This window comes from Alloscardovia theropitheci (genome assembly GCF_004332295.1).
In the GTDB taxonomy this organism is placed as follows: domain Bacteria; phylum Actinomycetota; class Actinomycetes; order Actinomycetales; family Bifidobacteriaceae; genus Alloscardovia; species Alloscardovia theropitheci.
Map to the genome: position 1 here is coordinate 137,561 of NZ_RXLP01000004.1, position 13,986 is coordinate 151,546.

Annotated in this window: 8 protein-coding genes and 2 pseudogenes; 3 read left to right on the forward strand and 7 right to left on the reverse strand. The window is 43.4% G+C overall.

The annotated features are described in order from the left end of the window. Positions 1-26: 26 nt before the first annotated feature. From EJ419_RS01685 to EJ419_RS01695, 3 genes are all read right to left on the reverse strand, one after another. Positions 27-2,429 (reverse strand): DNA gyrase/topoisomerase IV subunit B, encoded by a 2,403-nt coding sequence (locus EJ419_RS01685; RefSeq protein WP_131283184.1) that lies wholly within the window; start codon positions 2,427-2,429, stop codon positions 27-29. A gap of 133 nt (positions 2,430-2,562) precedes the next feature. Further along, entirely contained in the window at positions 2,563-4,215 is a 1,653-nt protein-coding gene (locus tag EJ419_RS01690) for an RNA polymerase sigma factor (RefSeq protein WP_131283185.1), read from the reverse strand. A gap of 222 nt (positions 4,216-4,437) precedes the next feature. Then, complete coding sequence (locus EJ419_RS01695) at positions 4,438-5,130, reverse strand: hypothetical protein (RefSeq protein WP_131283186.1); 693 nt, start codon at positions 5,128-5,130, stop codon at positions 4,438-4,440. 100 nt (positions 5,131-5,230) lie between these two features. On the opposite strand from EJ419_RS01695, the gene EJ419_RS01700 reads away from it, so the two are divergent. Both EJ419_RS01700 and EJ419_RS01705 read left to right on the forward strand, forming a co-directional pair. After that, a complete protein-coding gene (locus tag EJ419_RS01700) occupies positions 5,231-6,340 on the forward strand; it encodes a polyprenyl synthetase family protein (RefSeq protein WP_131283187.1) in 1,110 nt (369 codons plus the stop codon). A 16-nt stretch (positions 6,341-6,356) separates the two neighbouring features. Beyond that, positions 6,357-8,330 (forward strand): protein kinase domain-containing protein, encoded by a 1,974-nt coding sequence (locus tag EJ419_RS01705; protein ID WP_131283188.1) that lies wholly within the window; start codon positions 6,357-6,359, stop codon positions 8,328-8,330. Positions 8,331-8,364: 34 nt separating this feature from the next. Here EJ419_RS01705 and EJ419_RS01710 read toward each other — a convergent pair whose 3' ends face one another. After that, the gene (locus tag EJ419_RS01710; RefSeq protein ID WP_131283189.1) at positions 8,365-9,084 is read right to left on the reverse strand and encodes a lysophospholipid acyltransferase family protein; all 720 of its coding nucleotides are present in this window, start codon (positions 9,082-9,084) and stop codon (positions 8,365-8,367) included. A 30-nt stretch (positions 9,085-9,114) separates the two neighbouring features. On the opposite strand from EJ419_RS01710, the gene EJ419_RS01715 reads away from it, so the two are divergent. Then, a complete protein-coding gene (locus EJ419_RS01715) occupies positions 9,115-9,651 on the forward strand; it encodes a tetraspanin family protein (protein ID WP_131283190.1) in 537 nt (178 codons plus the stop codon). A 116-nt stretch (positions 9,652-9,767) separates the two neighbouring features. Here EJ419_RS01715 and EJ419_RS01720 read toward each other — a convergent pair whose 3' ends face one another. From EJ419_RS01720 to secA, 3 genes and pseudogenes are all read right to left on the reverse strand, one after another. Then, positions 9,768-10,739, reverse strand: coding sequence for an ROK family glucokinase (locus tag EJ419_RS01720; protein ID WP_131283191.1), 972 nt, complete (start codon positions 10,737-10,739; stop codon positions 9,768-9,770). Between the two features lie 290 nt (positions 10,740-11,029). Then, positions 11,030-11,215, reverse strand: a pseudogene (locus EJ419_RS08580) (SEC-C metal-binding domain-containing protein); the annotation flags it as partial. A gap of 200 nt (positions 11,216-11,415) precedes the next feature. Then, positions 11,416-13,885, reverse strand: a pseudogene (secA, locus tag EJ419_RS01725) (preprotein translocase subunit SecA); the annotation flags it as partial. Positions 13,886-13,986 lie beyond the last annotated feature (101 nt).

Below are 13,986 nucleotides of genomic sequence, written 5' to 3' on the forward strand. Positions count from 1 at the left end.
ATAATGACATAGGTATACGTTTTCAGCTACGCGTCAATCTTTGTACGGTCAAAATCGTCAGCATTCTCAATGATAAATTGCTTTCGAGGTGGTACCTCATCACCCATTAATAAGCTGAAAATTTCTGACGCCTGCGCAGCATCTTCGAGACGAATACGACGTAGCATTCGTGTGCGAGGATCCATAGTTGTGTCTGCAAGCTGATCTGCATCCATTTCGCCAAGACCCTTATATCGTTGAATATCTTCGTTATACGCAATTCCCTGCTCTCTCAGCTTTGCAAGGCGGATACCAAGCTCTTCCTCAGAATACGTATAGATATATTCGCCCTTATGTTTTCCTGCTAACGCAATTCTATGCAGTGGAGGCACAGCAGCATAGACATGTCCTTCAGTTATCAGTGGACGCATATAACGATAAAAAAGTGTAAGCAGCAACGTACGAATATGAGCACCATCGACATCAGCATCAGTCATCATGACGACCTTGTTGTATCGGGATTGCTTCACATCGAATGTTGATCCAGAACCAGCACCCACTACCTGGATAATGGATGAACACTCTTTATTCGCTAAGATTTGAGCAGTTGATGCTTTTTGTACGTTAAGAATTTTACCGCGGATAGGAAGAAGTGCTTGGAACATCGAATTTCGAGCGGCCTTAGCTGTACCTAAAGCCGAGTCACCCTCAACGATAAAGAGCTCAGCGATGTCATCATTGCCCGGTTGACAATCTGATAGCTTTGCTGGCATAGAAGCTGATTCCAAAGCATTCTTACGTCGAGTAACTTCCTTAGTTTTACGTGCCTGAATACGTGCATGCATTTCGCCGACAATTTTTTCAAGCACACGCATGGATTGTTCTTTAAATCCACGCTTTGATCCAGAAATCATTTCACCGAACTGCTGGTCACTCATCTTCGTGACGATTGGCTTAACCGGAGCCGTCCCCAATACATCCTTGGTCTGACCTTGGAATTGTGGCTCTGCAATGCGTACAGTTACGACAGCTACCAGACCAGACATTACGTCATCGCGCTCGACCTTTGTATTAGAATCTTTAGCACTAATCTTGAGCTTTCGAGCATTTGCTTCGACGTTTTTACGCACCTGTTTGGTAATAGAATTCAAGAAGCCATCAACATGCATTCCACCACCGGGTGTTTCTACAACGTTCACAAAGCTACGAACAATGGTTTCATAATCATTAACCCAGCGCAACGCAATATCTACATCACAGGTACGCTCAATCATTTGAGCATGAAGATCCCCATTGGCTCCTACAACTTGAGTCTCTTCCTCGTAGGTATCTTGACCTGTAATATGCCAAATATCACTTATGTCCTCACCACGAGACAAGAAATCAACATAGTCAACGATTCCACCTTCGTGATGGAATACTTGAACTCGCGGATGAATATTTTTCTTAGCTTGTCGCAACGCAGTTTCGCGAGCTGCCTCTTGTGCTGCTGAACTTTCTATATCAAAATCTTCGTCTGCCTCAGTATCCTCAGCTTCGTCGATTTCAATTTCTTCTAGTTCAGATTCATCATGTACTGCTGTCGACTTTTCGCCATCATCGGCATATGCACTATCCTCAGCAGTGTCCGAAGCCTCAGAATCGGCTATATTTACTGCAAGTGTATCTGTATCCGATGTAATCGAATCTTCTTCAACAACAATGCTGCGCTCACCGTCTGAATCTGGTACAGCCTCATCGATAACGCTAATCTTCAGCCCTGGAACCAAGAAAGATGTCTGGCGAACGCGGTCTACTAATTGTTGATAATCAAATTTTGCGGTCGAATTAAAAATCTCATGATCGAGCCAGTAACGAATGCGCGTTCCTGTATGCTTATCGGCATACTTTCCGACAATGCGCAACTCAGTTGCTTTTCGTTTAGCTGTAGCTTTAAAAGGCGACTGTGGTGAAGGAGCGCTAGGATCTGCATCTGTATAAATTCCAGGGTGCCCCTGATGAAATTCCATACGATATGTATTTCCATCACGATCAACTTCAACATCTAAACGCTCGCTTAACGCATTTACCACTGAAGAGCCAACACCGTGAAGACCACCTACAGCGTTATAAGATGAGTTGCCAAATTTAGCGCCGGCGTGAAGCTTAGTAAGAACAACCTCAACACCTGACAATCCCGTCTTGGATTCCTTATCAATAGGAATACCACGGCCATTATCCTCAACGGTAATAGAGCCATCCGTATGCAAAGTAACGGTTATCTCAGTGCAAGCACCCGCAAGAGCTTCATCCACTGAGTTATCAATAATTTCCCATAAACAATGCATAAGACCTTGGCTATCGGTGGTTCCGATATACATGCCTGGTCGTTTGCGAACAGCGTCAAGACCTTCCAATACGGAAAGACTATCTGCGTTGTACTCCTCTTTTGCTGTTTTTTTAGCAGCCATTAACTATGCCTCTTAGCCATAAACGTGTGGATGATATTGCGACTTTTCACTGTGTGCAATATCATCCATGATGTTGGTATAAATTACTCTTCGTATTACGCCTCACGTATTACGAATTAGCACGAGTAACTATTTACTCTTGCTCCAAGAAGTCACGGAGAGTCTGTGAACGTGATGGATGACGTAGCTTCGCCATAGTTTTTGATTCAATCTGACGAATACGCTCACGAGTAACTCCATAAACATGACCGATGTCGTCCAATGTCTTTGGTTGTCCATCTTCCAGACCGTAACGCATCTTGATAACGCCAGCTTCACGCGGGCTGAGCGTTTCAAGAACTTGACGGAACTGCTCCTGCAATAGGGAGAAAGCCACTGATTCTGATGGAGCAATCGCGTCGGAATCTTCAATCAAATCTCCGAATTCCGAATCTCCATCTTCGCCCAATGGTGTATGCAAGGAAATAGGTTCACGGCCATACTTTTGTACTTCTTGAACCTTTTCAACAGGCATATCTAATTCACGTGCGAGCTCATCAAGAGTTGGTTCACGTCCCAAATCTTGAAGCATCTGACGTTGAACACGAGAAAGCTTATTAATGACTTCAACCATATGGACCGGTACGCGAATTGTACGCGCTTGATCCGCCATAGCACGTGTAATAGCCTGGCGAATCCACCATGTTGCATACGTAGAGAACTTAAAGCCCTTCTTCCAGTCGAACTTCTCCACCGCTCGAATAAGTCCGAGGTTTCCTTCCTGAATCAGATCTAGGAAAAGCATTCCACGACCGGTATATCGTTTTGCAAGAGAAACAACTAAGCGAAGGTTTGCTTCAAGCAAGTGATCTTTTGCTTTCTTACCATCACTTGCTGCCCATTTAAGCTCACGCTTTTGCTTAAAAGTCATTTCCTCGATGTTTTCAGTATCGATAATATGCTGAGCATAGAGACCTGCTTCAATTCGTTCAGACAAATCTACTTCTTGATCTGCAGTCAACAAATTAACGCGACCGATTTGCTTAAGATAATCCTTTACTGGATCAGCAGTTGCACCTGTAGCGATAACACGACGTTTAGGATTGCCGGAAGGTGTGAGATTTTCATCATCTTCCTTAGACTCGTTCAGGATGAATGCACCTTCTTCTTTTGGCTCTTCAACCTGTTCTTCGTCCTCGCCGTCATCATCATTTTCAGGCTCTGGATCGTCCATGCGCTCTTCACCCAAATCATCGTCGTCATCTACAATTGGGTCTCCATTTTCATCCAATTCAATGGAATCATCAAGCTCAGGATCCTTATCCACATCCTGATCATTTAAATCATCTACATCAATGTCTTCATCATTTGGGTCAGTTGATTCTGTCTCATCTTCCAGAAGGTTATCATCAGTAAGTGGCTGATTCTTATCAATTTTGGTCTCAGCCTTCTTACTGGTCGCCTTCTTCGATGTCCTCTTGCGAGTTGTCCTCTTAGACTGCTCCTGCTCGATAACTTCAACAGATACTTCTACGGATTCAACGATAACCGACTCATTACTTTGCACAGACGATTCATCCTGTGTACTCTTCTTCGTAGAACCCTTCCTAGCTGTGGTCTTAGCGGATGTACTCTTAGCTCTCTTCGCTCCTTTAGCAGCCGAGCTCTTAGTTGTAGATTTAGACGAAGTCTTCTTGGCAGATGTTGTAGTTTTCTTTGCGGTAGCCTTCTTCTGTGGTGTTGCCGAAATAGCTTCTTCCTGCTCAGATACATTCACTGGTGCAGTGTCTTTCGCTGTGGCCAACATGTCCTCCTTGTGCTTTTACGCATTCATAACCGTAAAAGGGCGCACTTATGGCAAGTGCAAGTGTTTCTACTATGAAAGACAACCATAAAAGCCAGACAATTATTCCCTTTACGCAACACAATTATTGCTATAAGATTAATAGTTCGAGCTTCTGCTACGGCATTCACTGTACCTGTTATCTTGCTGTCGTCTTAATATTTGCTTTCCATTGTCGACAAGCTTTCAGGAGGATTTTTCGTCAGATGCTTTATCGCTGGTAGTTACAGTTTTCCTTAGTCTCTCACGACACCATGCTGGGTAAATATCATGTTCTAACGCACTAAATATGATGCGCGATAGCGGATATTTATCATCTATCGATAATGCTTCCATATTAACTTTCCAGGCTTCATTTATTCTCCCTAGCCACCAGAGCCAATACGCTTTCATTGAAAGCAGTCCTGCACTAAAACTTTGAGGTGTTATCTTCTCAAGGTCTGAAATAATATGTATAGCGCACATCACGCGCTCTATGTCTGGACGAACAGAATTATCTTCAAAAACCTCTAGAAGTGTCATTCGTACTAATTCACTGCTATTTCGAGTCATAGGTTCCGTGATAAGAGTTATGAGGCTTTCCATCGGGATCTCTCGCATCGCGGATAAAATCAATGCATCTCGCAACGATAGATGCGTATTAAGGCCGACAAGCAACTGATATAACTGATCATGCGTCCATCGAATATGATTGTCATAATTATTTAGCGCCTCGTTCCATACGACACACACTTGTGAGAACCAGACATCAAATATTAATGAGAGATCCCTCTTGTGCGCGTTGCGCTCATCTTTATACCTTGTTTGAAATTGAACGAGCTCATTCTCATCAATATCAACAGCTAATTTTGTATCATTCGTTTTTATATCGTTATTCATACTCCCATTGTGCGTTGCACAAATTCGATCAACAATTTCTACAAGCAATGTGAACGGATGTGGAAAACCCTATTTATACCTCGTCATTTACACTGGAATAGTGACGAATTTGACGCAACATGATATTGACAAACGCCTTGAGGAAATTGTTAGTGCTGCCTGGGCTCATAACATGCAGCACTTCCCTGCTGTTACTGTGTCCGAGGTATCTAAAGTATTAGAATATGTTGGAAAACAGGCAGTTACGTCAAGTCGCGGAGGAAAGAGACTACGTGCTTTGCTTCTCCACGAAACCGCACACACCTTTGCTGAGAACACGCGCGATGTTATTTTCACGCAGGAGCATGAGCGGGCAATAATTGATCTCGCTGTAGCCATCGAAATATTCCAAACTGCTGCTCTTATCCACGATGACATTATTGATGATGCCGATACACGTCGAGGCAAACCCTCCGCGCATCGAGCACTTGAAACGCATATGTCTAATAACCATCAAGGTTCAGGACTTGCTCTTATGCTAGGCGATTTATTAGCAACATTGAGTATCCGTACCGCTCACACAAGCAGTGATATTTTTTCTCAATCTTCCACTATCTTCCAAACGTTCCTTGATATGCACGATCAAGTAGAACTTGGACAAATTATGGATGTGTCCATGGAATCTCTTGATTTGGACCACTGCGATAAATTAGAAGAGTCAATTACCGCCACTTATATCAATAAAACAGCGAGTTATACTACGGTAGCACCATTAGAAATTGGCTTGCTTGCTAGTGAGAGTTTGCAAGGCATCGAATCCGCCCATTCTGTAGCTTTAAGTGCTGGTCAAAAACTTGGAATTGCATTCCAAATACACGATGATTTGATTGATCTGATTTCGAATCCTGAGCAAACAGGAAAACCCGTTGGCGGTGATATTCGTGAGGGCAAGCGCACGTATATACTTGCTCAAGCTCTCAAATTAGCTAATTCAACTCAACGCGATTATCTCATTCACAGCTATCTTGATAATGAAATTCGTACTCAGAGTCAGATTGACCATATACGCGATATCTTTATCTCCTCGGGTGCTATTGAAGCAAGTATCACTGCAGTTGATGAATTATGGAATAGTGCTGCTCAAGAAATTCTTGCATTATGTATGGCATGCGATATATCGCCAGAAATGACACAGAATTACCTTCACACATGTCAACGTTTCGTCGCGTGAGGTTAGACTAATCATTATGGCATCATCAACCGTCGGATTCATTCACCAAACTCTAGATAACCGCTATTTCATCAATCATAAAATTGCCGAGGGCGGCATGGCTAGTGTGTATGAGGCCACCGATCAACGCTTGAACAAACGTGTAGCAATTAAGATAATGCATACTTCTCTTGCATTTTCTCGAAACAGTGAGCAGTATATTGAGCGTTTTCATCGTGAAGCATTATCTGCCGCATCTCTTGATAACCCACATATTGTTCATGTCTACGATGCCGGCGATATTGATGCAATTGGCTATATCGTTATGGAATACGTCGATGGCACTAACCTTCGCTCAGTGATGAATGAGAAAAAGTATTTTAGTGTTAACGATACTATCCGCATTATTTCACAGATTCTTGATGGTCTCGCTGATGCGCATGATCATAATATTATTCATCGTGATATTAAGCCAGAAAATATCATGATTAATACTCGTGGTGAAGTTCAAATCGCCGATTTTGGTTTAGCTAAGCATACTGATAACGCAACTGTTGCTCCTACGGGTATGTTCATGGGAACAACCACGTATATAGCTCCAGAAACTGCTTCAGATAACACGTCCTTGCCTGCTTCCGATTTGTACTCGGTGGGACTTATCGCATGGGAAATGCTTATGGGCAGGCCTCCTTTTGCTTCTGATAATCCAGTAGCTGAAGTTTTTAAGCACGTTAACGAAGACGTGCCTACACTCAGATCCGTTACATCTATCTTTCCGCAGCAATTGAGCGATTTTATCTCTGAGCTTACTCAGCGAAATTATTCTAAACGCCCGTCGACAGCTCGCATAGCTCTGGATAATCTGACTCGTATATCCAACTCTTTATCTGATGCCCAGAAATCCATAACTTTGGATGATACGCATCTACCAGCTTCTCGCATGGTACGAAGTTCATCTCATACATACAAAGATGGAAACGTTCCACCCCCACCTATTAGCACACATACTACTGCAAAATCACCAATCCTCAGATGGTTTAAAAATCATCAGTTAACGGCGTTAGTCACAGCTGTAATCGCGGTTATCCTAGTTATTGCCGGTGGCGTCGCTTGGTGGAATTCTTTTGGACCCGGGAGCTATTATGAATTACCTCAAGCTCACGATGTCACATGTACTGAAAGCACTCCTTGTACTGTAACAAATGCAGACGCGGCTGCCTATCAAAAGCAGCTTGCTGATGCTGATATTCCGTTTACTACGCAAGTTTCATACAGTGACACTGTGAAAAAAGGTAAAATCATATCGACAACGCCATCGGTTGTAGGTAGTCACATCTCAAAATCGAATGGTTCCGTATCCATTATTATTTCTTCTGGAATTGAAAAGATACGTATACCATCCGATATTCTTGATTCATCTACCAATAATGGGAAGCAACCACTCAAAGCGCTAAAGAATGCTGGATTTATCAATGTGAAGCATTCTGCAGATAATGACCAATATTCTCTGACTGTGCCTCAAGGCTCAGCTATTTCCATAAATCCAAAGCCTGGAACTCGTGTGAATCACAATGCGGAAATAACGGTAATCCTTTCACAAGGCTTAAAACCGGTAACTATGCCTGATGTTACAGGCCTTAGCCGAGCTGATGCTTTATCATCTCTTAATGAGCTCAATCTCAAGGTCACCGTTCGTGAAGAATATTCATCATCCGTAGATGCAGGCAAGGTTATCTCTCAATCAGAAGAAGATGGTACAAAGCTTCATTGGAATGATAAGGTGCTTATTACGATTTCAAAGGGCGCCCGATCTGTAACAATTCCTGACGTTCGCGGTATGACATTATCTCGCGCTCGTACCACTTTGGAGGATTTAGGACTAAAAGTCTCTGTAACTGAGCGTGGCGGTGACACCGTTGATAAACAGTCACTCTCTCCAGGCGAGATAATCTCTGTTATTGATGAAAAGGGCAACCATACACGGATTACCCTTACGACGACAAAACGTTAATGTAATTAAGAATTACTCGATTATCAATTAATTCTTAATTATTTTCCACGGTTGCCCCTCCCTCGTTATCGCTCTCTTTCTGCGCAAGAAGTTTCTTCGCTTCCTGAGCGTACATATCAACGTATTCTTGACCACTAAGCATTTGAATACGCTTCATGAGTTCATCTGTCAATTCACGAATTTCTTCGCGGGTTATATCCGTAATATCTTTTTTCTCAACGTTTATTGGCTCACCGTATACACATGTAACGCTTCCCTTTTGCGGAATTACCTGACCAGGTTTTTGAAGTTCGCGAGTTCCAATAAGAGCCGTAGGGATAATTGGGCTTCCGGTTTCTAAGGCAAGACGAGCGATTCCTGTATGCCCACGATACAAACGACCATCAGGACTACGAGTTCCTTCAGGATGAATGCCGAACACCTTGCCAGACTCGAGAATTTCTTTCGCGGTTTCCATTGCTCCAGTAGCTTTATCGCCTCCAGAACGATCAACTGGAAATACTCCAACTGATGTAAACCACCATTTCTTAAACCAGCCTTTGAAGCCCTTGCCAGTGAAGTAATCAGACTTCCCCATGAAATGAACCATGCGGGGGCTCGTCATAGGAATGACAGCATCATCAATAACAGCCAAGTGATTCGCTGCAATGATTGCGGCACCAGTTTGAGGAATATTATCAGTTCCGATAGCAATCGGATTGAATCGTCTACGTGCAATCCAGCCAAGACCTTTAACAAAAAACCAATACAACATGCAGGGCTCACAATCTCGTAGAATGGATATATGACTAATGATAACCTTAGCAAATCTCATGACGACGCGTGGAACGATTTCATAAATGGACACGATGAAGAACTTTCGTCTATAGAAAACTCTCGTGCGGCCAAAAAATTCGAGAGGAAGGCTCAACGTGCCGATGCCAAAGTTAGACGTGATGAAGAAAAACGGATTAGAACAGAAGAAAAATTCGCAGTAAGCGATTTTGATAAGAGTGTTTTTGGAAAATCACAATCCAATCCTCGCGGTTTTTCTTCTTCTTGGCTAGATGTTGATGAGGCGAGCAATCATTTTCAACCTCCTCAGTTTGAAGAATCTCCAATCCCTAGGAGTACCGTCATAGGCGCTCTCCTTTTCATAATCGGAATTGTCGGAGTATTCGTATCCTTATTTTTCCTTAGTTTCAATGGTTTTGTCGGTATGCTAAGTTTCATTGTTCTCCTTGTAGGCTTAGCCATACTACTTTCTGTACGTAGTCCTCGCGCAGCTGGGAACTCGAATGGCTCTTCTCATACGAATTTCCCGGATAGAGCTCAAATTTAGGATAAACAGCGCATTCTTGCTAATCGCTATACCATATGGTTGTGGGGTGTTATCTCGATGGATAACACCCCACAACCATGTACACAATAGTACGAATTATAAATCGCTAGTCTTCACTACTTCTGGTACTCATCCTTATAGAAACGTAGAGCAAGATTAGCTGCACCAATTAAGCCAGCATCCTGACCTGCCGTCGCCGCCACAATTGGTGGATGAGGACGGTAAGCGCTTGCTTGCAGGAAACGAGAATAGTTATAGCGAGCAGGATCAAGAAGGATATCTCCTACAGCAACTACTCCACCACCGATAACGTAAATATCTGGATCCAGTACAGCACTAATAGCAGCCATCGTGCGGCCTAACCATTCACCAATCTTATTGAAGGCATACAAACTAATCGCATCGCCCTCTTCAGCTGCTTTAGATACCATCTTTCCACGCAATTCGTAAATATCTCCACCACACATATCGAGAAGACGCTTTGCATCTTGTGGACGACGACGAATTGCTGAACGCGCGAAACGTTCAAGAGCATTTCCAGATGTATAACGCTCAGCACAACCACGCAAACCGCATCCACAAGTATCGCCATCAGATACCATAGGCAAATGACCAAGTTCAGCAGCCATACCATATGAGCCACGGAAAAGCTCACCATCGATAACGATTGCTCCACCAAGACCTGTTCCTACGGTCAAAGCAACCATATTCTTGTGTCCCTTGCCAGCACCATGGACGAACTCGCCCCAGCCTGCACAGTTTGCATCATTTTCTACTACTACTGGTGCTTTGTGATCGATAAGAGCTTCAATACGGTCAGCAAGCGGATAATTTACCCATCCACTAATATTTGCTGCGAAGCTAATAGTACGATGGTCTTCCTTCACATTACCTGCTGCAGAAATACCAATAGCAACGATATCATTAAAAGATTTTGAGGCTTCAAGATAAAGATTCGCAATGTGCTCATCAATGAGTTCTGCTTCACCTGGGGTTGGTACTGTCCACTGGCGTACGATTACATCATTATCATCGCACACGCCTACAGCGATTTTTGTACCACCGATATCTACTGCCAAAGAATGCATTCTTCCTCCGTTCAATAGGCTTTTCGCCATACTCACAAAACTTTAACACGAATACTAGGCTTACGACACGTTGCTCATGCTAATTTACGCTATTTTCGGCATTTATGACTTTAATTTACTTATAATTGATTTTATTTTCGCTCTAGCCCATTTCTATCTCATTACATTTAGATGCGACGGGACTAATCACACGGGACAAATATCTTCATAAAATATATAAAGGAAGAAGCGGAGAAACTAGCTTCTTCCTTTATATATCAAGCTATGCCATTACATCAGTAAGCAGTATATTACTTCTCATTCTTTCCATGGCACATCTTGTACTTACGACCAGAACCGCAAGGGCAAGGAGCATTCTTAGGTGTGCCTTCGAATACGCGACCGTCAGACCATGGACTATGCAGTTCTTCGCTCTTAGGACGCTTATTAGCAGGAACCTTACCCTCTGCGTGGCTAATTGGGGCAGCACCAGTTACATGACCTTCGTAAGAGCGAGAAACAGATTCCTCACCATCAGCATCTTCAGAAGAGTCATTGTCACCGTCTTGATCATCTAATTCTTCATCTGCGTCGTCATCTGATTCAGCAATGCTTCGAGCATCGCCAGATTCATCTGGTGCTGAATAACTCAAAGTCTGCTCAGATTGAGCTTCTTCTTCGCTAGCTTCGCGCGCAATCTGCTCCAAATCAATATTGAAGAGAAGTTGTACAACGTCTTCCTTAATTGATTCAACCATCGAGTTATACATTTGGTATCCCTCGCGTTGATATTCAACTAATGGATCACGCTGTCCCATTCCACGCAGACCGATACCGTCCTTGAGATAATCCATTTCATACAAATGTTCACGCCACTTGCGATCCATAACCGCAAGAACAACACGCCTTTCGATTGAACGCATAGCGTGTGCGCCAACAAGTTTTTCGTTCTCATCATAGAGGGCATCTAGACGCTCAGAAATCAATTCCACAAGCTTCGTGCGAGCCTTATCACCTTTAAGCTTGCCGAGTTTCTCCAAAATTTCTGATTCATCAAAATCGACATCAACAATTGAAGACAAAGCTTTCCACAAATCTTTAAGATCCCACTTCGCTGGTGAATCTACACCCTTAGTAGCACCTGCGACATATGAATTCACGACATCATGAATGAATCGCTTCACGTCATCAGAGATGTCAGCACCCTTAAGAACTGCCTGACGTTCAGAATAGACAACAGTACGCTGCTTATTCATAACGTCGTCATACTTCAAAACATTCTTACGAGTTTCGAAGTTGCGAGATTCAACAGACTTTTGAGCAGTGCGGACACCATTTGACACACTTCGAGCCTCAATTGGTTCGCCCTCTGGATATCCAGCTGCCATGACTCGAGCAACAAGCTGGGTATTGAACAATCGCATCAACTGATCTTCAAGAGACAAGTAGAAACGAGACTCACCTGGGTCACCCTGACGACCCGAACGTCCACGAAGCTGATTATCAATACGACGTGACTCATGGCGTTCAGTACCGAGCACATACAGCCCGCCAAGTTCCTTAACTTCCTCGTGCTCATCCTTAGCCTGCTTACGCATTTCTTCGAGAGTTTCAGGCCATAGACGTTCATAATCTTCAGGTGTATCTTCAGGTGAATAGCCTTGTGCCTTCAGCTTTGCATCAGCAAGGAATTCGACGTTTCCACCCAGCATAATATCTGTACCGCGGCCAGCCATATTAGTAGCAACAGTAACTGCTCCCTTACGACCAGCTACTGCAACAACCGCAGCTTCAGCTTCGTTATGCTTCGCATTAAGAACCTTGTGAGGAATCTTAACCTGATCGAGCAATGTTGATACAAGTTCTGAAGATTCTACCGAAGATGTACCAAGCAAAATAGGCTGTCCCTTTTCATGACGTTCAGCAACGTCACGAACAATTGCAACCAACTTTTCTTTTTGTGTACGGAAAATCAAATCATCCTGATCCTTACGAATCATTGGACGATTTGTAGGAATTGGGATAACGCCCAACTTATACGTATTCATAAACTCTGCAGCTTCAGTTTCTGCAGTACCAGTCATACCAGCAAGCTTGTCATACATGCGGAAGTAATTTTGCAAAGTAATCGTTGCAAATGTCTGATTCTCAGCTTGGACTTCAACGCCTTCTTTAGCTTCAATTGCTTGATGTAGACCCTCATTGTAACGACGACCATGAAGCATACGACCAGTATGTTCATCGACAATCAAGACTTCTCCACCTTGTACTACGTAATCCTTATCACGTACGAAAAGTTCTTTCGCGCGGATTGCGTTATTGAGGTAACCGATAAGAGCCGTGTTTGCTGGTTCATAAAGATTATCAATTCCAAGGAAGTCTTCAATCTTCGCGATACCAGAGTCGAGAATACCGATTACTTTCTTCTTCTCATCGACGTCATAGTCCTCATCACGATTGAGCTTCAATACGAGCTTGGCGAACTCACGATACCAGCGAGTAACATCGCCTTCTGCAGGGCCAGAGATAATCAATGGTGTACGAGCTTCATCGATAAGGATAGAATCAACCTCATCGACAATCGCGAAATAATGCTCACGTTGTACGAGATCAGCCTTATTCCATGCCATGTTATCGCGCAAATAGTCGAAGCCAAATTCATTATTGGTGCCGTATGTGATATCAGCGTTGTACTGCTTACGACGTTCAGCTGGACTTTGATCAGTAAGAATGCATCCGACCTTCATGTCAAGGGCGCGGAAAACACGACCCATCAATTCAGACTGGTAATTAGCCAAATAATCGTTAACAGTAACAACATGAACGCCTTTACCTGCTAAAGCATTAAGATAGCTTGGCAGTGTTGCAACAAGGGTTTTTCCTTCACCAGTTCGCATTTCAGCAATGTTGCCCCAATGCAACGCAGCACCACCCATAAGCTGAACATCGAAGTGGCGTTGTCCCAGAACTCGTTTTGCAGCTTCGCGAACAGTTGCAAACGCTTCAGGCATTAAATCATCTAGTGACTCACCATCAGCATAACGAGCCTTAAATTTCGCTGTTTGAGCTTTGAGCTCGGCGTCTGTAAGAGCGCTAATCTCTCCCTCAAGATCATTTACCTTATCAGCCACAGCCTTGAGCTTTCGCAACTGTGCGCCTTCACCCATTCGCAAAGCTTTTTCAAGAATTGCCACGTGTACTCTCCTATTTTCCACAATGTGGTTACGTTACAAACTTATCCAATAGTACGATAACGCAACGATAACAA